The following is a 26,995-nucleotide window of genomic DNA, read 5'->3' as shown; positions in this document are numbered from 1 at the left end:
CGCAAGGAGAACTACATGTTCAAGAAAACCGCAATAATCACTGGTATTGCTCTGGCAATGTCCGCAGGTGCTCAGGCCGACTACGACTGGGAATTGGGTGCAGGCTACACTGGAGGCACAATCTCACAAGAAGCTAAAAATAGGGTAGATAAAAGCCAGAGACTAAAACAGGATAATGACACAGACGCCTTTGACTTCACTGGTACTTGGTACATGGAAACTGTTGACACGAGCAAGGGACCTCTCGGTGAAGCAGCGTTTCTGGATGCCTCTTCCAGCGTAACGCTTGGCACTGGATACGGAAAAACTAAGGTAACGCAGCAAAACAATCCTGACGGCGAAACTTACATCGCTGACATGCGCTATGTTGCTGAAGGCCCGGGTTGGAAGCTGTCTGGCGTTATAGTGGACCTTGGCTTCGAGCGAGCGGAGATTGGTGACACTAAAACTTTTAAACAATCCACCAAAACTGATACCTGGAATGCTGGTTTAGGTATGTATATTACTGAGGCCACCACGCTTGTTGCTCAGTATGAGTACACTAGCCTCAACAACGGTAGCGGTAGTGGCATTGACACCTACGGCGGCACCATTGAGTCCTTCTTTGCTATGGGTGATGGTGGCCTCAAGGCATCAGCTAATTTTGGCAGAAGCTATGTAAGTAACGCCGATGACGTAGACACCTACGGCCTAAAAGGTATCTACTACCTGGGCAGCAACATTGGCATAGGCCTCAACTGGGAGCAGGGCGAACAGAGCGGTTATGAAGTCAACCAGTATGGCGTAAGTGCTGAGTGGTTCATTTCTGAAAACTTCGCTGTCAACCTAGCATATAACGATATCGTTGCTGACGACGTTACGGGAATATTCGCCCGCCCAGGACAACAGAACATTCCGTTCAGGTATGAAGCTTCATATGAAGAACTCGCTATAAGTGGCCTGTTCCGCTTCTAGACGATAGCTTTATCAATGTAATAAGACGGACACTCTAGGGTGTCCGTTTTTTTTTGCCTTTTATTCGTATTAGCCGGCACAAAATAGGCTCGAGACGCCTTGATTACGCCATCAAAGTATCAGTCACCTATGCATCCAACGCCCGACGGTACCTTACTACAGGCCTATTTAACTATGGGGATCGCCTATGTAGCGGAGCTGCTCGACTCGGCCACGACGGATATCGGGATGACCTAACCGTGCAAAACGCGGGCTGGGATGCTATACAATACAACGTAATACTATGGCACTGGCCTGGGCCAAAGGCTCTGCTCTCACTCAGCTTAGTGGCAAGGTTTTGACTGCGGCGAGAGGAATCTTCGTTCTGGCGCCCGTTGGACGGGTCTGTATCGCGCTGAAATAAATTCTTCTTCACTACGACAGCATTTAGGGAAATTCACATGGCAAGACTACTAGGTAAGGTGGCAATTGTAACCGGCGGCGCTCGTGGAATGGGCGAGGCGACGGTGCGACTGCTCGTTGAAGAGGGCGCAAAGGTGCTTATTACTGACGTGCTGGACACCCCGGGACAGGCACTCGCTGAAGACCTGGGCGACAGCGCTATTTATATGCGACTAGACGTCAGTAAAAAGGCAGACTGGGAGGCGGCCGTAAGCAAATCTGAGCAACTCGGCCCCCTGTCTATACTGGTCAATAATGCCGCAATCATCTTCCAAAAGACGATTATGGATACCACCGAAGAAGACTTCATGAAGATCTTTAGTATCAATCAATTGGGTGTCTTCCTTGGCATGCAATCCGTATTCCCCAGCCTGAAAGCCAATGGTGGCGGTTCTATTATTAATGTCTCCTCTATTGACGGCCTACAATCTAAAAATTCTCTCGTGGCCTATTCATCTACCAAATGGGCGGTGCGGGGCATGACCAAAGCGGCCGCTATGGAAATGGGGAAATTCAACATCCGCGTGAACAGCGTGCATCCGGGAGGGGTGTTTACGGCTATGCACGGCTCTGACTTTATCTCTCAGGAAGATGCCGATCAGTTTTACCAGAACCACGCTATTCCCCGGGTCGGTCTTCCCAGAGAAGTCGCGGCCTTAACGGCGTTCCTAGCCTCGGATGAAGCCACTTATAGCACTGGTGCAGAGTTTATCGCGGATGGAGGCTGGAGTGCTGGGCTGGTCAATGACTCTCTCCCACAGCTCTAGACAAAAAGGTATAGAGCTGGAGCTGCTAGGCAACTTGGAAAAAAATCGGGTCTGATCTACAGGCCTGTTCCTGGCGGGGACGGAGAAAACCACGGATCATTGCGGTCAAAATAGTCCGCTCGCCTGACCGCTCGGTAGGCACCGAGCAAGCCCTCTACCTGCCGCGGCAGACTCCCGTGAAAGAGCACACCGTCGGCACCGGCATCAAATTGGTCGTTGATGCGGTTTGCACAGTACTCAGCACTGCCTAACGCTGCAGAGTCCACCATCCAGTGCTTTGGAAACAGTGAGGTCACCTCGGCTGTTTCGTAACGGGTAAAATCTTGATCGGCCGATTTTCCGCCCTCAAACAACGGGTGGTTTCTGACATCGGTCAGCACCGTTGGGTCCCACCCATTGACCTTGCACAGCAGCTCACCATAATCAGCCATATGAACATAAGTCAGCAGCCGTGCGGGACCGATGGCCAATGTTTCCTCCTCACTCTGGTCTGCAGCAACCACCAACGTTGCCCAGATTTTGCAGGCATCGCGTGCACGGCCAGCCTCCACTGCCGCATTACGCACAATATCCGCCGCCTCTGCGATCCCTCTATCGGTCAGGAACGGGTGTAATAATACGCCGTCATAATGACGCCCGGCCAATGCCAGTGTCTTGGGGCCCACCGCCCCGAGCAACAGAGGAGGTGTGTGCTCAGGCGGCTCACTCATATACAAATACGGGAACTTACCCAGTGAGTTCTCGCCCGAAAATGTTCCGCCGCTCCATAAACACCGCAGCAATTCTGGGGTTTCCCTCAAGCCCTGCAAACTCGCTCGGCGAGTACCAAAAATATCATAGAGCGCATCAAAACCTCGGGCAAAACCCATTGCAAAACGGTTATCTGACAAATGGCTCATGGTCGCCCCAAAAGAGCACAGCTCCATAGGATGATGTGTGGGGTAATTCATTAGGCCTGTGGCTATTTTAATCTCTAACGTGATTGCTGCCGCCGCACCACACAAAACCTCAACATTCTTAAAATCATAGCGCTCTGCAGGCCATATCGAACCTATACCCAAGGTCTCTGCGAGAGGTACTTCCTCCAAAGTCCTGCGGGGGTCGTTAATGCGCCCGGGCAAAGTGTAGATGCCCAATTCTGGAAATTCTTGACTCATGTGTATGGTCTCTCCCTGTTACAGCGAATATAGCCAACGGCCCATCAAACTTTCTAATTTCAAGCCGCAGCTTACCAGAGGTTAGCTTGCATCAGCCCGTATAAGGCCATATTGTTATTGTCGGTATAACTGAGCATCAACCCGACAACGAGAGGTCAATATGTTTAAGGGGGTTACCTACAATTATACTGATGCCACCGTGCTCGTTACCGGCGGCACCAGTGGCATCGGTCTTGCCTGTGCCCAAGGCTATCGCGACGCGGGAGGAGACGTCATTATCACTGGGCGCAAAGGTGGGGCCAGTGATTACGACGCTGACCTCAGCAATATGACCTACAAACAGTTAGATGTGGCTGATAGTGCTGCGCTCTATGCATTGGCAGGCTCACTCACTCAACTCGATGTGCTGGTCAATAACGCAGGGGGGTCTCAGGGCAACGAATGGGAGGCTGATGCGTTCGATCAATCTATTGTGGTTAATCTATCCAGTGTGTTTCACCTTAGCTCGGCCTGCAAGGAATTACTCAGCGCCAGTCCGTTTCCAGGTGGCGCAAGCGTAGTGGGTATCGCCTCCATGACGTCCTATTTCGGTTTTGAGTGGACGCCGGGGTATGGCCCTGCCAAGGCTGGTCTTGTGCAGCTGATAAAAACCTTGGGGATGAGCTGGGGACAATTAGGCATTCGCGCTAACGCTGTTGCCGCAGGCCTTACCCGGTCCAACCTGACCACTCCTGTACTGGATAATATGCCGGACATGGTAGACGAGACCCTCAAAAGGCAAGGCCTTAAACGCACCGGTGAGCCTGAAGACATTGCCGCGGCAGTGCTATTCCTCACCTCCCCTGCCGCCGCATGGATTACGGGCCAAACTCTACCCGTGGATGGCGGGTTTACGAGCGGGATGAACTGATTTGGACGGGGAGTAGATCACGCCTATTAAATAGCGCAAATCAAAACGGAAACACCTTTGGGACCAGAAAAATCACCACGGCAGAATAGGCCAGTGAGACCGGCAAACCTGTTCTGAAATAGTCTCGAAACTCATAGCCCCCCAGGTTTTGTACCATGAGGTTAGTGGTATATCCGAAAGGTGTAAGGAAGCTCGCACTGGCACCGTAGGCGACGACCATCACAAAGGGCATATAGCTCACTCCAAAACTCTCTGCCAGGCCAAAAGCAATTGGAAAACTCAATGCGGCCGCCGCGTTGTTTGTCATCGCCTCTGTCAGTAACCATGCCCCCAGATAAACACCTATAAGCGCACCGTAGGGCCCTAGAATGGACAGGTTGTTCTGTAGCATGCCTGAAATGACCGCTACCAAACCCGAATTAGTCATTGCTTGTGATAGCGTAAGCGCAGACGCAATAATTAACCACAACTCGAACGGGAAGCGCCTCCTAAGCTCTGATCCAGTGACAACACCTATCGCGAGCATAAAGACTAGCAGGAAGGCCATGCCTTTGATCAGAGGCACCATATCCAAGGTGGCTAAGGTAATGACTACCAACAGCATGCCAGTAATCGCGTAATTCTGGGTATCTGTCGTCTGCACTTCACCGACCGAATCATTGATAATGGCAAAGTTCTTGTCGAGATTTTTGCGTTCATTAAAGTCAGGGCCTACCGCCAGCATCATGCTGTCACCCGCCTGAATCGTGATGTTACCCAGCTTGCCCGACAGACGCTTTCCGCCTCGGCGCATACCGACCACCGCGGCGTCAAACATCGACCTGAATGCGCTTTCCTTAACCGTTCTGCCCTCAATGCTGGCGTTCGGCATGACGATCACTTCCTTCATATTCTGGCTCAGCAGGCCCTCCTCCACCGCAAACAGACGCAAACCGTCGAAGGCCTCGAATACCTGCACCTGCTTGATATCGCCCGAGAAAATCAGTTTGTCACCCGCCTCAATATGCTCTTGTGGTGCCACCGGTGAAATCAGGTAGTTGCCGCGAACAATCTCCACTAAAAAGAAATCCTCCAGCTCACGCAGTTTATTCGCGAGGATACTCTTACCTATCAAAGACGAACCGCTGTCGACTTCTACCTCAATGACATACTCATTAATATCCATAATCTCGGAGCCGCCGACGGGCAACAGCCGTGCGCTCAACAAAAGAACAAGCAGTCCAACCACTGTTGCACTTGCTCCCACTATAAGAAAATCGAAAAATGCCAGGCCGGTTCCAGTAACATCCTCCAGAAAACTGCTTACAATTAAGTTGGTTGAGGTGCCAATCAAGGTCATCGTGCCGCCGAGGATGGCGGCATAGGAGAGCGGAATCAAAAGTTTGGATGCCGGGTGGAGCCGATTATTACGAACCGTATGTGCCAGCGAAGCGACGACAGCAGTATTATTGACGAAGGCGGAAAAAAACGCCGTCGCAATACCTATCCGCAACAAACTAGCGCTATAACTACGAACGATCAACTTATTGGAAAGACGGCTTAGCCAAGACAGCTTTTCAAGACCGATAGACACCAGTAACAACAAAATCAGCGTGACAACGCCGGTATTCGTAGCTTTGTCCAACACTTCACTCGTATCCACCAGTCCTGCAAAATAAGCCGCCAACATAGCACAGACAAAAACCCGCTCCGCAGGCCACTTAGTGAAGATAAGTCCGAAGAATAGACCTCCAAATAAACCGGAGATAAGTAGCTGGTCAAACATCTATGCATTCCATGATTTTGTACACTTATATAATAGATATTATTTTTAATAAACAAGATGTTATATATTTAAACATTATTTTTATTGGCTCGTCTCGTGTACGGGTATTGTGTTGTTGCCTCGCTTCGCGGCTTCTTTTACCAGAGGGCCTCTCATCCGCGGGTTTCTCAACAGGCTTGCACACAAACCAAGCCTAATCCCTAACCGAGAACATCAGACTGCTCCGCTCGGGCACCCCCCCGCTGGCAGAGTCCTTATTTGTCTTCATCTCTCAGGTGAAGCACTATATTACCAAAGGGTGAGCAAGAGCGGTTAGAAGGATTCATTCTAAAGTTAATCCTATTTGTACTAACGTCAAATTTACACCCCTTGATGCTTTTAGTGATGAGTATTTGCCCGTCTTCTACAAGGATACCTCGATGTGGGTAAATCTTCGTTAGATCGCGCCATGCAACCGAAGGAAAAGAGACTGGGCGATTGAGGGGGGCTATTTTTCTATGGTCCTGTTAGGTCTTATGCTGCTAATACTGATTTCATCAGACATATATGGGCTAACAAAGGTCTACAGATATGCGGTGGCAAGACGGGGCCAACCATTTCCAAAACCCCGCCGAGGCGCAGGCGTTAAAGCCTCACGACTAATCAGGTTTTGGACGACAGACAACACCTTGCAAAAACCATGAGTCAAAAAGAGGCGATAGCCCATATAACACCGCTACGGCTAGTCTCTGCAAAGGTCGCAATGTCAATGTGCGCAGAGGAAGATTTTGGCTGAAGCGATAAATTACCTCAAATCCAGCGCGGTCCAGTGCGTACTCCAGGCTCCGTCGATTGAAATGGTTGAGATGATGAACTTCGCAGATACGCTCCAACGCACCGAAGCTACGTCCTCCGCTGACTCGATAGAGAAACTTTGACACTTTAAAGATCAAAGAATCTGAATCAACGGTCATGCAAATAAAAACTCCGTCATCAGACACGCTTCTGCGAATCCCCTCCAGGAACGGTATCGGGTCAGCAATGTGCTCAATCACATAGATGTTGGTCACTACCGGGAAAGGCTCATCTGGAATAAAAGTCTCAATATTCGCAGCTTCAAGCCGAGGAATGCCCAGTGTCTCTGTGCCGTGACGCACAGCAGCCTCGCTAATATCGACGCCCCAACTCTCATACCCCAGACTCCCAAAATGACGCGGAAGATAACCTGTCGCAGTGCCCACATCCAGAGTGCGTAACCCTGCTCTCTGACGGGGCAAATAGGTTTGGATTAGACCATCAAGTTTATCGAATAAGACGTCCTCCGGGTTGTCCCAATGATCGCTATTACTCTCGAGGAAATAATCTGCATCATACGCCTCGGGGGTCACTTTTAAATCGGAAAATAGATGAGTACAATGCGGGCATACCAAAAGCTCAAAGCGTGGGAGCGTATACATCGCCTTTGCACCCGCCGCTGCGCAAATCGGGCAGACTTGAACATCACCTGCCTGCGATGCCCCGCTTTCAACAGCGTTCGTGTTAGTGTCCATTAAGATACCCTTCAGTATGTAATAATATTATATACCAATATTGAAGTCCGATAGCAAAAAACGAGCGGCCATAATGTCTGCAGCGACCACCCTTTTCGGGTCAAAGCCAATGTATACACATTCTGATAGCATTGCTCTTGGAGATTTGCAGGGACAAATCTAGAATATCTATCAGCATAAAAGGATACAGTTGGCACGACTAAAGTGTCGGTAAAAGCATCTGGGAATGCAGCCAAAATGATCTGGCGACGAGAGCATCGACTCAATATGAAGAATATATTTAAAGTTGTATTCGTCTTAATCCTACTCTCACTGGCGGTAGGTTACCTCTATCGAGAACCGATAAAGCAGAGGATTTTTGCGCTCATCACACAGGGTATGTTTGTCGCAGTGGACAACGACGACTTCGACCCAGGTCCTGCAATACACTCGCATTTCCCTGGGTTACAGGCGACCTACCAGGATCGCAGTATAACGTTGATTGATGAGTTCAAAGGGGTCAATGGCACGGCAGTTATCGCTAGTCGTTCCTTCGACTGGTGCCCCTATTGCATGCGCCAGATAATTCAATTACAAGAAAATAAGGCCGGATTTGACGCGGCTGGCATCGGCATGGTCGCTATCACCTATGACGATCCAGTGTTGCAACAGGCGTTTATCGAGAAGTTTGGTATCACCATTCCCGTTGTGTCAGATGTCAATGCGCTAAGCTTCAAGACACTGGGCATTCTGAACAAAAATTACAGCCCAGGTGAATTTCAGTACGGCATCCCGCACCCGGGAATGATTGTGATTGACCCCCAGGGCAAGGTTGTCGGCAAGCTATTCCTGGAAGCCTATAGTTTGCGCGTAGACGCTGCGGCTGCCCTGGCATTTGCAAAAACCGCACTCGGCCTAGACCCACCCCTGATCAAATAAAGACACCACCTAAATGCGCGTGGAAGGAATCACAGCACCCTGCCTGACGTGGAGCCATAGCGTTTGGCATGAGCATCCAGTGCATCAAGAATACCATCGTGACGCATGGCGATAATATCGCGATATTCGTCGTGGGTGATGACATAGAAACTGCCGTCACGCACTGCATCCATTACCTGCTCACCGACCACCAGTGGCGATATCCCGTTGGCGACATCTGGCGCCGGCTGCTGGTGATCAATACCAGAATCCAGTTCATCAGGGCGCACGGCAAAGGACTGAGTAATTAGGTTAGTATTGACTAGGCCAGGACACAGAACGGAGACACCCACACCTTTATCAGCCACTTCCATCACCAGTGCCTCGGAGAGTCCCACTACCGCAAACTTGGTGGTCGTATAAAGCCCTTCTGGCGGACCCGAGATCAGCCCGCCCATGGACGCTGTGTTGACAATGTGTCCCTCGCCCTGCTCCACCAATAACGGCAAAAATGCCTTTACACCATGAATAACACCGTACAGGTTCACGTTGATCAGATATTGCCAATCCTTGATATCCGCATCGTGCATCATAGCTCCGATCCACACCCCTGCATTGTTGCACAGTAAATGAACACTCCCGAAGCGTTCCAGTGCTGCATCACGCATGGCCTCTACCGACGTCAGGCTGGAGACGTCAACCCTACAGGCCATTGCCTGTTCACCCAAGCTTGAGGCAACAGCCTGAGCCTTTGCCAAGTCTATATCGGCGACCACAACCTTCATGCCGGATGCCGCGGCAGCACGCGCGATTCCCTCGCCAATACCTGAGCCCGCTCCTGTGACAACGGCTACTTTGCCTTCCAAATCCTGCATGTAAACTATCCCTCTTTAGGTGTTGGTTAAGTTCGGCCAATCAGGCCTGACAATCGATCATCAGCGTAAGACTATATAAACAGTATTATTATGTCTTTTGTGACATCTTTTGGTACATCTTTGTCAATTGCGCGACAGTAGCGGTTCCCTGGTTGCTGTCCACCGCCGGCATGTGCGACATCATACACCGCACACGATAATCTGTAATGGGCTGTACGCATGGGGCGCCTCGAAACCTGCGCACGCACGAGGCTTACCGCCCCACTACGGACTAATCCCCAGGCAACAAAAAACCCGCACTAGGCGGGCTTAGGTGGTCAGAGATATTCAGGCTTTACGCAGTTTCCTAATGCCCACCAGCGACAGCAGTCCTGCCATGATGCCCAACAGCCACAGTGCGCTGGTTGGGACAGGCGTTGCGCTAGACGGCGGTGTGCCGGTGACTGGGCCCCCGACAACGAATGGTTCACTCGTTGCAGATGCGGGACTCGTTCCTATAATGTTCGTCGCTGTTACAAAACACTCATACGTGTCGTCATTGTAAAGCGAGGGGACTGTAATAGGTGACGTGGGGCCAACTACGTCTACCCGAATCCGCCCCGAACCCACCACACGGAGGCAGGAGGCTGTGTAGCGGGAAGCTGGCGAGCCATTGTCAATCCCCGGGGTAAAGGCGACGGTAAGCTGACCGGCGCCTGGCGTTATCGAGTCTATGGTCGGGGCGTCCGGTGGCGAGCAAACTATCGACGTCGCTGTGATCGTGGTCGAGCCATTGCTAAAGTCCTGCGGCCAACTCGTTATCCCTTCACAGTAGGTGATCGTCGTTAGGGTGGGATTGACATCGAACATGTTGAGTTGAAAGTCACCAAAGTTGCCTCCAAAGTGCGCGCTGGTGAGGGCGTTGTTGTTAAAAACATTTTGCCCAATGCTCGTTACGCTGTCTGGAATAACCACGCTGGTGAGGGCGTTGTTTTTGAAAGCCTGACTCTCAATGGTCGTAACGCTGTTCCCAATGGTCACGCTGGTGAGGGTGTTGCCGTAGAAAGCACCATCCCCAATGGTCGTAACGCTGTCTGGAATAACCACGCTGGTGAGGGCGTTGACTTGGAAAGCATAATCCCCAATGGTCGTAACGCTGTCTGGAATAATCACACTGGTGAGGGCGTTGCCGTAGAAAGCAGATTCCCCAATGGTCGTAACGCTGTTCCCAATGGTCACGCTGGTGAGGGCGTTGCCGTAGAAAGCATCATCCCCAATGGTCGTAACGCTGTAGGTCGTTGTGCCATCAGATACAGTGGAAGGAATCACTATATCCGTGGCAGTGTTGCGCGATGCGCGACCCGTTACCTCGACGTCAGTCGCATTAATGTCGCTATAACTCAGGCCCCCAACATCGAGCGTCTGGGGGCCAGGCGCAATGATTAAAGCCAAAGCCTGAGCCGATAGCATCGAAATAAGCAAGAATGCGAATGAGGCGAGTACGCCGCGCTGTGGTGCTGTTAGTTTCATAACAAGAGCTTGCCGGAGTTTATTGGCGGCAGACGATAACATAGAAATGCCGATGTGTCGCCTCGAAACCTGCGCACGCACGAGGCTTACCGCCCCACTACGGACTAATATCCCCAGCCAAAAAAAACCCGCACTAGGCGGGCTTAGGTGGTCAGAGATATTCAGGCTTTACGCAGCTTCCTGAAACCCACCAGCGACAGCAGTCCTGCCATGATGCCCAGTAGCCACAGTGGGCTGGTTGGGACAGGCGTTGCGCTAGACGTGGCGCTAGACGAAAAGCAACTCGGTGCTATCTTCAAAGGAAAACAAATGCTCGACCGCGGCGTGCCATAGAGCGGAGGAGGCACGAAGGTGTCTGGGGCCCCGACAACGAATGATTCACTCGTTGCAGATGTTGGGCTCTCTCCTAGATCGTTGGTCGCTGTTACTGCACAGGTATACGACACTCCGTTGGTAAGGCCAGAGACTGCGATAGGTGAGGTTGGACTCGCACCTAAAAGTAATCTCTCGCCGAAACAATAGGCATTGTAGCCAGTAATCGGTGAGCCACCGTCATCGGCCCCACTGACGCTGATGGAAACCTGTGCGTCGCCGGGTTCGATGTTAGTGATCTGTGGCGCGCCTGGCTCGGAAATGGTGAAGGTGCCGACAACGAATGGTTCACTCGTTGCAGATGCGGGACCAGTTCCGAAAATGTTCGTCGCTGTTACAAAACACTCATACGTGTCGCCATTGAACATCGAGGTGACTGCAATAGGTGACGTGGAGCCAACTACGTTTATCCGAACCCGCCCCGAACCCACCACACGGAGGCAGGAGGCTGTGTAGCTGGTAATCGGCGAGCCATTGTCATACCCCGGGGTAAAGGCGACGGTAAGCTGACCGGCGCCCGGCCTTATCGAGTCTATGGTGGGCGCGTCTGGCGCAATGGCAGCCACGTTATTAAAGGATACACTATTAGACGCCACACTCTCACCCGCGCCACTCACCGCAATCAGCGATAAGACATATTCAGTGCCACTGTAGAGCCCCGTTATCGTGATGGGGCTGGTGTCGCCTGTGGCGGGGTATGTGGCGATGCTTGAGTCGATGATCTTTGTAACGCTCCCGTAGGTGGAATTAGCCGTATAAATATTGCCAGCCTTATCAATCGCGATAGCCACCGGGCCGTGGCCGGTTCCTGCAAGGATGGTCATCGTGCCGTCGGGGGTAATTTTCGTCACGTTGTCGTCTAACCAACTCGGCATATAGACATTGCCGGCAGCATCCACTGCGATCCCCTGTGGGGCGCTGCCGATCCCCTGTGGGGCGCTGCTGACGCCTGTCGTTAGAATGGTTTCAGAAGTCGTTGAGAAGCCGTCGGGCGTGATCTTCGACATGTTGCTCGAGAGGCCATTCGACGTATAGACATTGCCGGCAGCATCAACTGCTATCCCGTTTGGCACTTCTCCCGTTGTTCCAAGGATGAATGCGGCGCCGTCGGGTCTAATCTTCGATACATTGTTGACATTTACACAATCCCTGGGGCGGCATCCTATAGGGCCCAAGCCTTGGTTAGCGGTATAGACATTGCCGGCAGCATCAAGTGTTATCGCGGCTGGGCCGACGTCCGTTTCCCCAAAGATGGTCACGTCGCCGGCGGGTGTGATCTTCGACACGGTGTTCGAAGAGTAGTTAGCCGTATAGACATTGCCGGCAGCATCCACTGCGATTGCAACCGGGTGGACGCCAAATTTACCATCCGCAGTATCTGCCGCAGTGCCATAAAGTGTGGAGGCAAGGATGCTTGAGGTGCCGTCGGGTGTGATCTTCGACACGTCGTTCGAGCGGCTATTCGCCGTATAGACATTGCCGGCGGCATCCACTGCGATTCTGATCGGGAAGCGTCCGGTTATGTCGAAGACGCTTGTGGTGCCGTCGGGGGCGATCTTCGAGACGCTGTTCGAGCTGGCATTCGCCGTATAGACGTTGCCAGCCGCATCAATAGCGATTGCGGTCGGCTGTGAAGACGTATATCCAAGCGTGTAGTCGATGAGTGTACCGTCATCATTGATATACCGGTAGCCAGTGATCGGAGAGAACTCATTCGCAAGCCCTGGGGTGAAGGTGACAACAGCCTGACCGGGGCCGCCTGCCGCGATCGAATCGATGGTCGGCGGCGCATTAGCCAAGGCTAACTGCGCTGAGAGCAGCGCGAAGACTGCCAGCAGCCAACCAATAGCTACTTTGGTTAAACTTGTGTGCTGCTGTGATATTTGATTTAAGGCCATAACCATCGTTCTCTAAATAGTAACAGCACGCGAAGGTATACGAAAAAACCCACTTAACAAGGCTATTCCGAAATATTAAACGGCTCGCGTCATTCCAGTGTAAAATATTAAACCGCTCGCGTCATTCCAGTTTAATGCCTCTAGACATGCCATAAATGCCTGATCACAGTAATGCCGTTGTTCGCCAGTGAAAAGGCTCTGCGCCAGTCGCGCAGTATGTCAATGAGCGAGGTATGCCAAAACGTGAAGATCACCGAACAAATATCGACAATCCGGATGACGCAAAACGTAAAGGGTCGCTTACACTGTTGTCTTGGGCCTCTTGTGCAAACACATTTCCTGTCAGCAGCATTGAGAGCATTAATGTAGCTTATAACCGCCTCATGTTGATTTATTCTGACACGAAAAGTGCTAACTTTGACAATCGACCATGATTTTTATCGCGTTTTGTGGGTCTTGTGCCAGCGCAAAAGCAGCACCTATATCCGACAAGGGAAAATGGTGTGTCACCATGACCGTCGGATCAATCTGTCCGGATTGCAGCATTGTCATAACCTCATCAAACTCTGTGTCGTAGCCCATTGCCGGAATGATCGAAACCTCCTTCGCCAACAACATAACAAGATCAACCGTTGCCGCTTCTTTGTGCACACCCGTCAAACAGATACGACTGCCAGGCCCAGCCGTAGCAACAATTTTTTCGAACACTGAGCGCACGCCAGTCGCCTCGAAAAATACGGTACTGCCGGGCATGGGCATGCCAAAAAAGTTCGAAGTACCATGCTGTTCGATCAGCTTCTGTGTAAGTTGTGGGTCGTCAGCGCGCAGCGCAATAGCACCCAATGCGGCCGCCTTTTCCAGCCGCGGATCCGACAGATCCACCACGACGGTACCTACAAGCCCACGGTATTTAAGCACCTGCAGCATAGACAAGCCGATGGGCCCCGCCCCATAGATCACGGCTTTATCAGAGGCCGTCGCCGCCACTCGATTGGCGCCGTGTTGCGCAACCGACAATGGCTCTACGAGTGCACCGTATTCGTGGGGCACACCCGGCGGGATCTTCAGTGTACTACCCGGATCAAGAGCGGCGTTACGCACTAACAGATAAGGAGAAAACCCACCCTCTGTGCCGCCATTGCCGATATTATTACCATTGCTCATGGGTTGAACCACAACGCGATCCCCCGCAACGACATGCGTCACGTTAGCGCCAGCATCACTGACAACCCCCCACAATTCATGACCCAAAGGCATAGGAACATCGGGCCCCGTCAATCCGCCCATTGCCAAATAGCCAAGGTCAGATCCGCAGATACCGCACTCCATCACCTGGACGACAACATCATCAGGACCACAAAGCGGTGTGGGCGTCTGATCGAGGCGCAGATCGTCAACACCGTGAATTTGGGCCAGAGGCATTGTTGTCATAATTTTTCCGCTGTTGTCAAAAGGACTATAGGTTCTCTCGTGACCATAGAACCCGACCTGCCCCCGGTCAACCACTGTGGCCGGAATATTGAACCGAACGCCGGCATTTTTGGTGGGTACTGGCTCCGATTGACATGCCCTGCCACACTGAATACCAAAGGATAAGAGTAAAGTTGCATGCCCATAGAGAGTCCAGATCTCGAAATCGACTGGTTGGTAGCGGGCGCTGGCGCCGCAGGTATGACCGGAGCCGTGGTAGCACACCAGTTGGGTGGCTCGGTACTCGTGGTGGAAAAGGAATCTGTCTATGGCGGCACAACGGCTAAATCTGGCGGTGTCGCGTGGATTCCCAACAACCACAGACAAAGCGAGGTTCAGGTCAACGATAGTGCAGAGGAAGCCTATGCCTACCTAAAGGGCCTTATCGGCGACAGCGTGAGTGATGCCCGCATCATGGCCTATGCGCAGCGGGCGTCAGAAATGCTGGCTTTCATGATGAAACATAGTCATGTGCACTATTCCGCCCTACCCAATTATATGGACTATTACGAAAATGTTCAGGGCTACAAATCCGGGGGGCGGTCCATGGACAACGCCCCTATAAACCTTCGCAGGCTGGGGCAAGATGCAAACACACTGATGCTGGGCCACTACGATGGACTGATGCCGTTCAATGTCACCGTGGAAGAAGGCCAACGCTTGCAGGAAATGAACGCCGGTGCTTATTGGCTCGGTCTGCGACTGTTCTCTCGCTTGCTTTTGGACATTCCTGCCCGCCTGAAACGCCAGCGCGATAATCGCCTCACACTGGGGCCGGCACTTGTGGCGCGCTTACGTTTATCCCTTCAGGATCGCAATATTCCACTATGGTTGGATTCACCTGTGCAGCAATTATTGCAGGACAAGGGCCGAGTCATCGGTGCACTGGTCAAGCACGAGGGGAAGATACAGCGCATACATGCCCGGCGTGGCGTACTTCTGGCAACGGGAGGTTTTTCTCACAACGCCACGATGCGACAGCAATATCAGCAGGCACCCATAGGAAAAGACTGGACCGCCGCCGCCCCGGGGGCCACCGGTGACGCCGTCACTATGGGCGAGCAGATTGGCGCAGCGCTGGGTTTTATGGAATGCGCTTGGTGGTCTCCAACGTATGCGATCCCGGACGGTAGAGTGCTTGCGCTGATCGCGGGCAAATCTAACCCAGGGTCTATTATGGTGAATCGCCATGGTAAGCGCTTTGCGAATGAAGCCCAGCCCTACGAGGATCTCGTCAAGGAACAATATGCCAGCGAGGCCAGAGGTGAGCAGGCAATTCCCTGCTACTTGGTGTTTGACGCCACTTATCGACAAAAATATGCGGTTGGCCATATCAAGCCTGGAAAGGTGGAGAGCGACAACACACTTGATCCCAGTAATTTTGACACGGGCCTGCTAACGAAAGCGGACAGCCTCGAAGAACTGGCAGATAACTTAGGGATTGATCGCGACGCGCTGGTAAATACTGTAGCGCACTTCAATCGTCATGCGCGCAACGGCGAAGACCCGGAATTTGGCCGTGGTTCAACGGTACACGATCGCTATTATGCCGACAAATCTGTCAGCCCGAACCCGTCTCTGGGTCCACTGGAAACGGCCCCCTACTATGCGTTGCGTTGTGAGCCAGGCGACCTCGATACCAAGGGAGGCTTACTCTGCGATGAGCAGGCACGGGTATTGCATCACAACGGAGCCGTCATTAAGGGTCTTTACGCGGCGGGCAATGCCAGTGCCGCTGCAATGGGTGACACCTATCCAGGGGCAGGTGCAACCATCGGCTCCGCTATGACGTTCGCCTACATCGCTGCACAACATGCGTTCGAACAGGACGCAGCAGAGGAGTACCCGCATGAGCACACCTAAATATGCCTTTCTGAAGCCAGGACGCTATGCCAGAGGATGGCACATTGCGCTGTTTTCCTCGGAATTGCGGGTGGGCGAGGTAAAACAGCTGCACTACTTTGGACAGGACCTAGTGGCCTATCGGGGAGAGTCAGGCACCGTGGCAATCCTGGATGCGCACTGTCCGCATCTAGGCGCCAACCTTGGCAGTGGTGAAGGTCGCGTCCGGGGCGACAACATCGCCTGCCCATTCCATGGCTGGACCTTTAATGGCCGGGGGCAGTGTGTAGAAATCCCTTACGCCACATCAATTCCCGACAGGGCCGCAAATGCATTGAAGGGCTGGCCAGTGCTAGAGAAAAATGGCTTTATCGCCCTGTGGTACGCAACTGACGGCGAGGAGCCCGAGCATTATTTGCCCGGCATCCCTGAGTGGGGCCAGCAGGGTTGGGGAGATTGGATGTTTTATCGCTCACGAATTCGCGCCAAGCCCTGTGATATTATCGAAAATATTGTCGATATCGCGCATTTCCCCCATGTTCATGGGGGCCGCGTTCAGTCGTGGGAGAATCGATTTAGCGAACGCAGTGTCACACAGTTATCAACCGTAAAAAGCGACCCCAGCGCGAACATGATTATTCCGCCCGGGGTAATCTTTGACCTGGAGGAGGCGCGTAAAGAAGGAGGTGAAGAAGCCGATGCTTGGGGTGATGCCACTTATCATGGCCCGTCGATCATGTATTACCAAACCGAGTCAACAGGTCCACAAATGAGTTTTAAGAGTTGGTGGGTGAATAGCCACACGGTCATTAACGATAATGAAGTAGATCTGTGCTCGGCGGTGATGGTGAGTAGCCTGACAGACCAGCCCCTGCCCGACGAATTTGCGCAGCTATACCCTCAAATGGCACATGTCGCCTTTGGCCAGGACGTAGAAATTTGGAAAGATAAGGTTTACCGGGAAGACCCCATATTGTGTGACGGGGACGGCCCAATTAACAAACTACGACGCTGGTATGAGCAGTTTTACTTGCCTTGCATAAAAGCTGGGCAATAAAAAACCCGCACTGTAAACAGGGCGGGCCTTTAAACGCTGCGGGATTAAACCGCTACGATGTTCTCTGCCTGAGGACCTTTCTGGCCCTGAGTCACAGTGAACTCAACTTTCTGACCTTCGGCCAGCGTCTTGAAGCCTGAACCCGAAATAGCGCTAAAATGCGCAAACACGTCCGGTCCAGATTCCTGCTCGATAAAACCAAAGCCTTTAGTTTCGTTGAACCACTTAACGGTTCCAGTAACAGTAGACATACATACTTCCTATATTTTCAAAGGTAATTGATGCCCTTCGATGAAAGGCAGATTGTGCTTGAAGTGCTATTGCAATTACTTATGAAAGCAAGGCGAGGTACTGACTGCGAAACTTCGGAACGGTATACATAAGAACTTTTTACTTACAAGCACTCACTAGCATACAGCACTGACACTGGGAGTCAATGAGGGTTAGATGCGATCTCGTCGGGAAAGTAACGTCTATCACCGCTCTCACGGCTATCATCCACTGCGCAGCACTAGGATGCGGCGGTTTTGTTACCCAGCTTAATATGCCTGTTGACCGCCATCGTAGGCTGCCCGCTGATGCCGGTCTGAATGACATCAATCTTATTGCCAGACTTCAAAAACTCTTTGGTTTGATCTTCAATCGACTGCGAGGTTTCCACTGCCGCCGGTTGCTTTCTCTTGGCTGGCGCTCTCGTGGGCTTGCGTACCATGTTTATTACCTTTTATGTGGGAAAGCCGCCCAGTATACACAAAAATGCCGTTAATTGTTGAGGAAACAGCCTAAAACTCGGACTGATCCTCCACACTATTGATCCTGATACTGGGGTTTCCGTTTTTCAAAGAAAGACAAACCTGCCTCCACCGCATCGTCTGTGAGCGCCAGCAGAGACTGGTGTCGATCTTCAACTGCCATCGCCGCCTCCAGGCTCGACGCATCCACACTGAAGTTCAGTGCGTCCTTAGTAAGGCGCAATCCCATGGGCGATGTCAGTAACATGTCATCAATAAAACCCTGAGCCGCACTCTCTAGCGCATCATCGGGAACGACTTCAGACACAAGGCTTACTGCGAGCGCCCTCGTCGCATGAATAAAGCGCCCGGTCATCAACAGCTCCGACGACACCGATGTACCCACGAGTCTGGGCAGGAAATAACTACTGCCCATGTCGCAACCGGTCAATCCGATTTTGATATAAGCCGCGTTCATTTTAGCACTTTCTCCGGCAATACGAATGTCAGAAGCCAAGGCAAGACTGAAGCCGCCACCGCAGGCCGCGCCTTGAACCAGACAAATAATAGGTTGGGGGCATTTACGCATCGCTAGGTAGATACGGGCAATACGACGTTGCACCGACCAGACGTTGCGTGGATTGCGCTGCTGGGAATCAAATGCGCCCGCGGCAAGATCAAGCCCCACACAAAAGTGTCGGCCATTTGCCTTCAGCACGCCGATGCGGACATCCTCTCGTTCACGCAGGCCCTCGAAGTAGGCGATTAGTGCGTCGACCATCTTAGTATTCAGTGCGTTACCTGACTCCGGCCTGTTAAGCGTAACCCACTCCACTGACCCGCGCGCCTCAACCAATAACACCTGCTCTGTAGCCAATGAAAACCTCCTTCCCACCTTAATATATCAAACGAGTAAACCGTTAAAATCATGCTTGCAAGCACCGCATCACGCCCAAAGAATCGCATCTGTTGGTTGTGTTAGAAAAAATCATCCCGTATGTTCGGCCTGATGTCCACAAAATCTACCCGAGGAACAGTCTCTTGAATACCTATCGCGAGGGATGGCAAACACTCCTGGATCAGTTACAACAACGCACCACCCTCGCAGAATCAATGGGCGGAGCCGACAAAATTAAAAAACAACACGAAAAAGGTCGGCTCACTGTACGAGAGCGCATCATAGGCCTTTGCGATACTGCCAGCTTCAATGAGTATGGCGCACTCGCCGGCGGCAATCACCCGGGCGGGCAGGAAACACTCGCTGGAGATGGCCTCGTAGGGGGTACAGCACGCATCGATGGCCGCAGCTTCGTGGTCATCGCCGAGGACTTTACGGTCAAAGGTGGCTCTATCGGACATCCCAATGGCGCCAAGCGTACCCGACTGGTGCGACTGGCACTGGAACAGCGACTACCTCTCGTGCTGATGCTGGATGGTGCCGGGGAACGCGCAGGAAACCAGGGGGAGCGCTACCCTAACAGCCCCAACGATCTGCAACTGGTTGCCGACCTGAAGGGGCTGGTGCCGGTGGTGACACTGGTACTTGGCACCTCTGCGGGTCACGGCGCACTGACAGGAATGTTCGCCGATCTGATTATCATGGCGGAAGGCTCTGCCTTATTTTCTGCTGGCCCGCCTCTGGTGAAAGCCGCCCTCGGAATTGAAGCGACACCGGAGGAGATTGGCGGCGCCACCCTGCACACGCACGCTAGCGGCGTGGCACATAACCTAGGCAAAACTGAGCAGGATTGTTTCGCCATGGCGCGCTACTTTTTATGCCTACTCCCGCCGCGAGCGGGCGATCCTCTTCCTGAATGCCGGGACCACCCCATGGCCGCGAAACGCCAAGTTGAAGCCTTAATGGACATCATCCCACCACAGGTGAACCAGACTTACGATATGCATCAGGTGTTACACGAATTGGTCGACAGCCAGAGCCTGTTCGAACTACAACCTGATTACGGCCGCAGTATCATTACTGCCATGGCTCGGGTCGGTGGTATCCCCTGCATGCTGATTGCCAACCAGCCTTGCGTTCAGGCCGGCGCTATCACACGGCAGTGTGCAGAAAAGGCCAGCCACTTTATCGAGGTAGCAGACAACTTCGGCCTCCCGCTGATCAATCTGCTGGACAACCCCGGCGTCATGCCCGGGCCCGCAGCAGAAAAATCAGGCGTGCTAAAAGCCGCCGGCCACATGTTTCAAGCGCAGCGTCGCTATCGAGGGAAAAAAATTGTGGTAACCCTGCGTAAAGCGTTCGGGTTTGGCAGTTCCGTGATGGGCATGAATCCTTGGGACAACCAGATCATTAGTCTGGCCCTGCCCTGCGTCAATCTGGGTGGAATACCCGCCATAGGCGGCGCCGAAGCTGCTCGCGCTAGTGAAGAGGAGGCCCAGAACCTGAGGGACCTACAGTCAGGTGCCTGGGTACCCGCTGACGCGATGGCTTTCGACAAAGTGATAGCCCCCTGCGATCTCCGCAACGAGCTGATCGAAGTACTGCATCTCTAGCCCACCTGCGAGCCTCATTCTGACGCGCTTGCCGGGCACCTTTTTTTAACGGAGCTAGTGACAGGACAGGCTATTCGTGCCACCATCTATACACTAATAGGCGAACAAACCGGAATTCATGTGATCATTAAAAAATCCACACAGGCGCGACTTTTCGGCTTGTGCTCAATTCTATTTGCTTCATTAACTTGCGCCTCAGTCGTCACCGTAGAGAACTACGGATACCCCATTACTGACCGTTTCGCCGCCACCGTCGTCGGCACCCCTGTAGAATTCCAAGCCCAATTGCCAAAAAGCATCCCCTTCACAGGAAAGAGTATTACGATATTTCCTGAGCGGGTTACGCCGGACGTGTTTTTTTACGGCAGTAAATTGCTCTATTCAGTCGCATTGCAAGATAGTGATGCTCCCTTAATCTTCATCATCGCCGGAACAGGCGGTTCACACAATGGCGCGACGAACAAGAACATGGCCAAAGCCTTTTATCAAGCCGGTTTTCACGTCGTCTCTACTTCTTCTCCCACCTACAATAATTTTGTCATCGCAGCCTCTAAAACGGGAGTCGTTGGCCATGCGGAAAGGGACGCTGAAGACATTTATCGCGTGTTTGAAATGATTTGGGCCGACATCAAGCAAGACATTCAAGTGACCTCTTTTAATGTGATAGGCCCTAGCCTTGGTGGCTTCAATGCCGCCTACGTATCAAAGCTTGACGAGGAACGAAAGGCCTTCAATTTTGAGCGCGTGCTGCTAATTAACCCACCGGTATCTCTATACAACTCCATCTCACTTCTGGATCGCATGACGCAAGACATACCGGGCGGGGTCGACAATTTTGACCGATTTGCAAACAGACTCATGCATGCCTATGCGACAACTTATACAACACCGGTTGGCAGTGGCGGTGACAACTTTCTTTACCAAGTCTATAAAAAACTGGACTTGAAAGACGAACAGCTGGCCGCGCTTATTGGTACGTCCTTCCGCCTATCCTCTTCGACGCTGGCGTTTACAGCTGATGTCATGGCAGATTACGGTTATATCAAGCCCAAAGGGTTGCCACTGGATCGTTACAGCAACCTCCAAATCTACGATGATGTTGCCGTGCGATTAGGTTTTACCGATTACTACTTCGAGTTTTTCTATCCCTTTTATAAAGCGGACTATCCAAATGTAACCCAGGACGAGTTCATCGCCACTATCAGCTTGAGGACCATAGAAGATTACTTGCGTAACACAAAGAAAATTACGGTGATGCACAATGCCGACGACATCATTTTGGAGCCCGGAGAAATTAATTTCTTCAGCGAAGTCTTTGGGGACAGAGCGACGATATACCCCTACGGAGGCCACATCGGCAACATCAATTATAGCGAAAATGTTGCCCATATGGTCGCGACGTTTAGTAGCGAGGAGACACAGCAATGACACATCTCCTGCTGCGTCTGTCCTTGCTAGTTCTCCTTACCTCTATTGGCGCCTGCAGCAGCAGCCCCCAAATACAACCGCAGGCTGCAGATTACCCCGAACCCGTATTCACCGCCGAGGCGATACTGCCGCCGGACCATGTGGATCTGACAGCAGTTTATGACCCTTGGGAAAACATGAATAAGCATATATACAATTTTAATTACGAGTTCGACAATGCTGTCTATCTCCCTATCGTTCGAGGCTACGAGACGGTTCTCCCGTCCTTTGCTCGAACAGGCGTCTCTAATTTCTTTAGAAATTTAGTAGACGTAACCTCAATGTTTAATTCACTACTGCAGTTGGCGCCTACGAAGTTTTTTCAGAATACCGGGCGCGTATTGGTCAACACTACGGTTGGCATATTCGGACTAGTAGACGTAGCCACAAAAATGAAGATTCCTCGCCCGGTCGAAGATTTTGGCCAAACACTGGGACACTGGGGAGTAAGTCAGGGCCCCTATTTAGTGCTGCCGTTTTTAGGCCCTTCGAATCTGCGCGACAGTGCTGGATTGCTACCTGACTTCTATGTCGCAGGTGCGGCCTCTGATGCGATCTTTAGTTCCGAGGTGACGCTAGGCGCGTTCATTGTCTACCCGATTAATGCGCGGGCCAACAACCCGTTCCGTTATTATCAAAACGGATCTGCATTTGAGTATGAAATGGTGCGCTGGCTAAGCTCCACTAAGCGCAAGCTGGACGTAAACGAATAATGGGGACCAACGTGACTCGGCATCTACTCTCGATCTTTTTTCTCTGCGCCCTGACAATGTCTGGCGCGGCAAAATCTGCCGACCCTATTAGAATAGGCACCACCCAGTCACTGACCGGTCACTATAGTGGGTTCGGCATAGAACAGTTGCGCGGTTTGCAGATGTGGGCGACGGATGTGAACGCACGGGGAGCGTTACTCGGTCGGCCCGTTGAAATAGTCTACTACGACGATGCCTCCACAGATGCCGGCACTGTCGCGGGGTTTACTAAGCTACTAGAGCAGGATAATGTGGATTTTTTGGTGGGCCCCTACTCTTCATCGCTAACGCTTGAGGCAAGTCTCGTTGCGGAAGAATTTAATACGCCGATGATTTCCGCTGCGGCTTCATCCGAAAAAATATGGAATCGAGGGCTAAAAAATATTTTCGGCGCCGACACTCCCGCTGATGATTATATGCAAGGGCTGCAAGTCGCCGTCGACGCCGGCGCACAGAGTATTGCACTGATCTACGCGCGCACCGAATTTGGCGAAGAAGTCGCTGCGAGTGTTCGCAATAATGCAGCCATAACTATTGTACTGGACGAGGGCTATGCCCCTGAACAGCGAGATTTTAGTGGTCTGGCAAAACGCTTAGGCGCAGCAAACCCTGACGTGATCATCGGTGTTTCTTATTTCGAGGACTCTATAGAAGTAGTGCGCGCGCTAAAGACTGAGGGTGTAAAGCCAAAAATGCTAGGCTTTACAGCGGGGCCAGGCATGCGCGAATTTAAAGATGAGTTAGGCCCGGACGCAGAGGGTGTTGTCGGTGTCGTCCAATGGCTGCGCAGCTCCAAGAAGCCGGGTGCTCAGGACTTTGCATACCGTTTTAGCAGGCGCTATGGCTACAATCCTGGCGTTTATGCGGTTATCGGTTATAGCGCAGGCGAAATACTTGAAGCAGCCGTGCGCCTGGCGAACACCATTGACCACGATGCCGTGCGCGAGCAACTCAACACCATGTACTTCCGTGCGTTAATTGGGCCCTATGATGTAGACGATACCGGTCGCCAGATCGGTAGGACCAATTATGTATTGCAGTGGCAGGACGACCGACGTCGCTTGATCGCTCCTGAGGCTGCCGCAGACGCAGACCTTATCTACCCGTTGCAGTAGATAGCCGATATTCTCGCCCACTTGTGATAGTGGCTGGCGGGTACTCCAGCTCAAACACATTTTCCGCGTGTGTTTGGCAACGAGGAAATGAGAACCTCGGCTGTTTTTTTTAAAATTCCAACCCCATAGCGGATACTGTACTAACTTTTCAACAGCATCTTGTCAGCACCGTTCCCTGCGCCGCGCGCTGATTTATAGGCAAGCATTGGGCGCTCTACAAGAAACCATGATGCAGTAGTAATGCCTGCAGTGATTCCGACGGCCAAAATAGTCTTAAGTAAAATAGATTCGTCCCCATACCAATAGCGCACGGCGGTGAATACAAGGTGATGCCAAAGGTACAGCCCGTAGGACACCTTTCCTATGGCTCGGAGCCATGGCCATGTCAGAACGCGACCATAGACTGTATGTTGTGACCCCAGTGCGCCCCACAGGATGAGCGCGCCACAGATGGCTGTGGCAGTCCAACCCCATTCGAAGAAGAACGGCTCACCTAATGTGAAGAACACGACAAACACGCCGAAAACTGCCCAAGCGACAAGAGACACTGCCGTCGGGCACCGATAAGGAATGCGTCCCCCAATCCAGAGGTAGGCAAGAGCAGCCCCTACAATCAAAGAATCAGCACGAGATCCTAAGCTGCCGTAGAGTGCTGCAGCCGAACCGAAGGACCCTTGAACAAAAGAACCCATTCGGTACATAAGCACTGCGACTACTAGTGCAGCCAGAACAGCAAGCGCTCGTACCTCCCACTTCTGTCGTTCACTTGCTTGCAGCAGAGCAAGCACCATAAATCCGACAGCGACGGTTAACCCCCAGCGCGGAAATACACCGAACCCGTCCCAGACGTAGTTATGTCCCACAAAGGCGATTAGCAAAGATGCGATCACGATTACGCATCGGAAGGGGAAGGTGGCGCGACTTAATAGTGCCACTGTTAGAAAAGGCCAGATGAGATAAAACTGCTCCTCAACTGCTAAGGACCAGAGGTGCCCTATTCCACGTGTAGCTGAGTAGTCGAAGTACCCTATCAAGTTGATCGAGAAGAACAGTGCACTAACAACACTCACTATCTCACTTCTCAACTCGGTCCCCGGACTTGAAAAGCCGGCGGGAATATCCGTCACAAGTGCCCACACGAAATGCGCGACCAGAAAGAGCACTAGGGCCGGAACGAGGCGAAGCACACGACGCCGATAGAAACCCCGTAAACTGATTTTTCCGTCGCGGTTATATTCGTTGAGCATCAGCGCGGTAATGAGGAATCCACTCAGCACAAAAAAGAGATCCACTCCAAGGTGACCGGATTTCAGCCAATCGAAAGGCCGCTCGAGAATTTCATCCGGGTAATGCCACAAGACAATGAGGAGAACTGCTAGTCCACGAATGCCATCCAGTGCTGGCTCATGACCGAGCTTCCGATAACTCGTGTCATCAGTTTCAGGAGTCAAAAATCAAAGCACCAGCGATATTGAAAAACTGAAATAGAACCTTAATTATTCTAGTTATTATCATATCACATGCCTACTTGCAGCTCCCGTGGGGCATTCTAGCAGTCATAGACGCCAGCTTGCTAGCCTGTTTCAGCGACTTGAATCGCCATTGAGACCATGCAAACACCAGATCCGATCCAAACACCTGAGGGCAAGTAGGCTACGCCAACCTTGTAGAGAGGCAAGTAAACCACTCGCAGGGCGAACCACATTGTTGCGGCCGATAAAACATCGATATCCATTTGCATGGATAGCAGGCAAAGGGCTAAGAATACGGGCAAACTCGCTGAAGGTTGGTTATACTGCGCTCAAAGACGCTTTGTCTAATCATTCGAATCTAAATTTGCGACTCTAGAGCTAAAATAAGCTCACCTTTCATTACCCCAGCGAACTCTTTAGTTAGCTACAGAATTCTGAATGTACCAAGCTCAAAAGTAGCAGTCCCACGCCATCGGTCTACTCATAGCGATCATACTGGACAGCTTTTGCTGTAAACTCTTGCGTTCATTTTTCTGAGTCCCTGTTTATGGATACTGGTGTGACATCATCTCCCGACTTGTCGGTCGAAATCCCTGTCGATTCATCGAAAACCCCGTCATGGTTTGAAGACGCACTCGCCGCCCCGCGCAAAGAGGGTTGGCTGGATTCTGCAGGTTGCCCGATACATTACTTTAGCTGGGGAAATCCTGCCAATCCGGGTGTCTTGCTCCTTCATGGGTTTCTCGCACACGCGCGATGTTTTGCATTTATTGCGCCTCTTCTAGCCAACGATTATTACGTAGTCGCCTATGACTTTTCCGGCATGGGAGATTCGGGCGCTCGTGAGGAATATCCTGATGAGGTTCGGTTGCAAGAGCTAATAGATGTTGCTAGCAAAACCGGATTGCTGGATAACGGTCGCAAGCCAACCATCGTCGCGCATTCGTATGGTGGCAGCGTCGGGTTGACCGCGATGGAGCATTGCCACGAGCAATTTTCCCGCCTGGTTATCTGCGATTTAATGACCCTGCGTCCAGATCGGCTCAAAGCGCATGCAAAGGAAAGTCGACCGCCGGGATCACAGGATCCATATCGACCCAATCGCGTTTACCCAAACTATAAAACCGCTAAAGCCCGCTTTGTCTTGTCACCACCCCAGAAAGTGAACGAAGCGTATTTGTTTGACTACATGGCCTTTCATTCTCTGAAAGCAGTAGAAGGCGGTTGGTCCTGGAAGTTTCATCCCAGTGTATTTGACCGCAGTACAGATTTGCATGAGCGCTTATTGATGCAAGGCAAACGCACGGCTAATGCGCCTGGCCCTATAGTGATCGTTTATGGCGAGCAGAGCGATTTATTCGATGCCGATTCTGCCGACTATGTAAGGGAGTGTGGTGGTGGGCATATACCGATGATCGGCATTCCCGACGCTAGGCATCACCTGATGCTTGATCAACCCATTGCTTTTGTGAGTGTACTGAGGGCTATTTTGACGATGTAAGGT

23 protein-coding genes are annotated in these 26,995 nt (G+C 52.0%); 11 read left to right on the top strand and 12 right to left on the bottom strand.

Going from position 1 to position 26,995, the window contains the following annotated elements:
- Positions 1–15 precede the first annotated feature (15 nt).
- Together ABXT62_RS06175 and ABXT62_RS06170 are read left to right on the top strand one after the other, a co-directional pair.
- Positions 16–954 carry a hypothetical protein gene (locus ABXT62_RS06175; protein ID WP_415357725.1) on the top strand — a complete coding sequence of 313 codons (939 nt, stop codon included), beginning with the start codon at positions 16–18 and terminating at the stop codon, positions 952–954.
- Positions 955–1,394: 440 nt separating this feature from the next.
- Positions 1,395–2,162 carry a glucose 1-dehydrogenase gene (locus ABXT62_RS06170; protein WP_415357724.1) on the top strand — a complete coding sequence of 256 codons (768 nt, stop codon included), beginning with the start codon at positions 1,395–1,397 and terminating at the stop codon, positions 2,160–2,162.
- A 56-nt stretch (positions 2,163–2,218) separates the two neighbouring features.
- On the opposite strand, the gene ABXT62_RS06165 is transcribed toward ABXT62_RS06170, so the two are convergent.
- Positions 2,219–3,319, bottom strand: coding sequence for a TIGR03857 family LLM class F420-dependent oxidoreductase (locus tag ABXT62_RS06165; RefSeq protein ID WP_415357723.1), 1,101 nt, complete (start codon positions 3,317–3,319; stop codon positions 2,219–2,221).
- A 160-nt stretch (positions 3,320–3,479) separates the two neighbouring features.
- Here ABXT62_RS06165 and ABXT62_RS06160 point away from each other — a divergent pair, with 160 nt between their 5' ends.
- Positions 3,480–4,229, top strand: coding sequence for an SDR family NAD(P)-dependent oxidoreductase (locus tag ABXT62_RS06160; protein WP_415357722.1), 750 nt, complete (start codon positions 3,480–3,482; stop codon positions 4,227–4,229).
- Between the two features lie 40 nt (positions 4,230–4,269).
- Here the strand turns inward: ABXT62_RS06160 and ABXT62_RS06155 are convergent, their stop codons facing one another.
- Positions 4,270–5,994 (bottom strand): SLC13 family permease, encoded by a 1,725-nt coding sequence (locus ABXT62_RS06155; RefSeq protein WP_415357721.1) that lies wholly within the window; start codon positions 5,992–5,994, stop codon positions 4,270–4,272.
- A gap of 638 nt (positions 5,995–6,632) precedes the next feature.
- Complete coding sequence (locus ABXT62_RS06150; RefSeq protein ID WP_415357720.1) at positions 6,633–7,523, bottom strand: class I SAM-dependent methyltransferase; 891 nt, start codon at positions 7,521–7,523, stop codon at positions 6,633–6,635.
- A gap of 237 nt (positions 7,524–7,760) precedes the next feature.
- On the opposite strand from ABXT62_RS06150, the gene ABXT62_RS06145 reads away from it, so the two are divergent.
- A complete protein-coding gene (locus ABXT62_RS06145) occupies positions 7,761–8,441 on the top strand; it encodes a redoxin domain-containing protein (protein WP_415357719.1) in 681 nt (226 codons plus the stop codon).
- A 29-nt stretch (positions 8,442–8,470) separates the two neighbouring features.
- Here the strand turns inward: ABXT62_RS06145 and ABXT62_RS06140 are convergent, their stop codons facing one another.
- The 4 genes from ABXT62_RS06140 to ABXT62_RS06125 form a co-directional block, all read right to left on the bottom strand.
- Positions 8,471–9,295: an SDR family NAD(P)-dependent oxidoreductase gene (locus tag ABXT62_RS06140; protein ID WP_415357718.1), complete on the bottom strand. Its 825-nt coding sequence runs from the start codon at positions 9,293–9,295 to the stop codon at positions 8,471–8,473.
- A gap of 327 nt (positions 9,296–9,622) precedes the next feature.
- Positions 9,623–10,744, bottom strand: a complete 1,122-nt coding sequence (locus ABXT62_RS06135; RefSeq protein WP_415358172.1) for a fibronectin type III domain-containing protein — start codon at positions 10,742–10,744, stop codon at positions 9,623–9,625.
- Between the two features lie 221 nt (positions 10,745–10,965).
- Positions 10,966–13,074 carry a hypothetical protein gene (locus ABXT62_RS06130; protein ID WP_415357717.1) on the bottom strand — a complete coding sequence of 703 codons (2,109 nt, stop codon included), beginning with the start codon at positions 13,072–13,074 and terminating at the stop codon, positions 10,966–10,968.
- Between the two features lie 411 nt (positions 13,075–13,485).
- Complete coding sequence (locus ABXT62_RS06125; RefSeq protein WP_415357716.1) at positions 13,486–14,505, bottom strand: zinc-dependent alcohol dehydrogenase; 1,020 nt, start codon at positions 14,503–14,505, stop codon at positions 13,486–13,488.
- A gap of 177 nt (positions 14,506–14,682) precedes the next feature.
- On the opposite strand from ABXT62_RS06125, the gene ABXT62_RS06120 reads away from it, so the two are divergent.
- Positions 14,683–16,407 (top strand): FAD-binding protein, encoded by a 1,725-nt coding sequence (locus ABXT62_RS06120; protein ID WP_415357715.1) that lies wholly within the window; start codon positions 14,683–14,685, stop codon positions 16,405–16,407.
- Positions 16,394–17,443 (top strand): Rieske 2Fe-2S domain-containing protein, encoded by a 1,050-nt coding sequence (locus ABXT62_RS06115; RefSeq protein ID WP_415357714.1) that lies wholly within the window; start codon positions 16,394–16,396, stop codon positions 17,441–17,443. Before ABXT62_RS06120 ends, ABXT62_RS06115 begins: the two co-directional genes overlap by 14 nt.
- Positions 17,444–17,487: 44 nt before the next feature.
- Here the strand turns inward: ABXT62_RS06115 and ABXT62_RS06110 are convergent, their stop codons facing one another.
- From ABXT62_RS06110 to ABXT62_RS06100, 3 genes are all read right to left on the bottom strand, one after another.
- Entirely contained in the window at positions 17,488–17,694 is a 207-nt protein-coding gene (locus tag ABXT62_RS06110) for a cold-shock protein (protein WP_415357713.1), read from the bottom strand.
- A gap of 260 nt (positions 17,695–17,954) precedes the next feature.
- Positions 17,955–18,155 carry a hypothetical protein gene (locus tag ABXT62_RS06105; RefSeq protein ID WP_415357712.1) on the bottom strand — a complete coding sequence of 67 codons (201 nt, stop codon included), beginning with the start codon at positions 18,153–18,155 and terminating at the stop codon, positions 17,955–17,957.
- Between the two features lie 95 nt (positions 18,156–18,250).
- A complete protein-coding gene (locus ABXT62_RS06100) occupies positions 18,251–19,051 on the bottom strand; it encodes an enoyl-CoA hydratase/isomerase family protein (protein WP_415357711.1) in 801 nt (266 codons plus the stop codon).
- 164 nt (positions 19,052–19,215) lie between these two features.
- On the opposite strand from ABXT62_RS06100, the gene ABXT62_RS06095 reads away from it, so the two are divergent.
- The 4 genes from ABXT62_RS06095 to ABXT62_RS06080 all read left to right on the top strand — a co-directional run bounded on the left by ABXT62_RS06095 (position 19,216) and on the right by ABXT62_RS06080 (position 24,019).
- Positions 19,216–20,685, top strand: coding sequence for an acyl-CoA carboxylase subunit beta (locus ABXT62_RS06095; protein WP_415357710.1), 1,470 nt, complete (start codon positions 19,216–19,218; stop codon positions 20,683–20,685).
- 120 nt (positions 20,686–20,805) lie between these two features.
- Entirely contained in the window at positions 20,806–22,113 is a 1,308-nt protein-coding gene (locus tag ABXT62_RS06090) for a hypothetical protein (RefSeq protein ID WP_415357709.1), read from the top strand.
- Positions 22,110–22,865 carry a VacJ family lipoprotein gene (locus tag ABXT62_RS06085; RefSeq protein WP_415357708.1) on the top strand — a complete coding sequence of 252 codons (756 nt, stop codon included), beginning with the start codon at positions 22,110–22,112 and terminating at the stop codon, positions 22,863–22,865. Before ABXT62_RS06090 ends, ABXT62_RS06085 begins: the two co-directional genes overlap by 4 nt.
- Before the next feature lie 11 nt (positions 22,866–22,876).
- On the top strand, positions 22,877–24,019 hold the full coding sequence (locus ABXT62_RS06080) for an amino acid ABC transporter substrate-binding protein (RefSeq protein WP_415357707.1): 1,143 nt from the start codon (positions 22,877–22,879) through the stop codon (positions 24,017–24,019).
- Positions 24,020–24,159: 140 nt separating this feature from the next.
- Here the strand turns inward: ABXT62_RS06080 and ABXT62_RS06075 are convergent, their stop codons facing one another.
- Both ABXT62_RS06075 and ABXT62_RS06070 read right to left on the bottom strand, forming a co-directional pair.
- Positions 24,160–25,470, bottom strand: coding sequence for an acyltransferase family protein (locus ABXT62_RS06075; protein WP_415357706.1), 1,311 nt, complete (start codon positions 25,468–25,470; stop codon positions 24,160–24,162).
- 122 nt (positions 25,471–25,592) lie between these two features.
- On the bottom strand, positions 25,593–25,793 hold the full coding sequence (locus ABXT62_RS06070; protein WP_415357705.1) for a hypothetical protein: 201 nt from the start codon (positions 25,791–25,793) through the stop codon (positions 25,593–25,595).
- Positions 25,794–26,050: 257 nt separating this feature from the next.
- On the opposite strand from ABXT62_RS06070, the gene ABXT62_RS06065 reads away from it, so the two are divergent.
- Positions 26,051–26,992, top strand: a complete 942-nt coding sequence (locus ABXT62_RS06065) for an alpha/beta fold hydrolase (RefSeq protein WP_415357704.1) — start codon at positions 26,051–26,053, stop codon at positions 26,990–26,992.
- The last annotated feature ends 3 nt before the right edge of the window (positions 26,993–26,995 follow it).

The organism is Halioglobus sp. Uisw_031 (assembly GCF_047729875.1).
Taxonomy (GTDB): domain Bacteria; phylum Pseudomonadota; class Gammaproteobacteria; order Pseudomonadales; family Halieaceae; genus Marimicrobium.
Note: the sequence above shows the minus strand (reverse complement) of the source record. Positions and strands in the feature narration are given on the sequence as shown.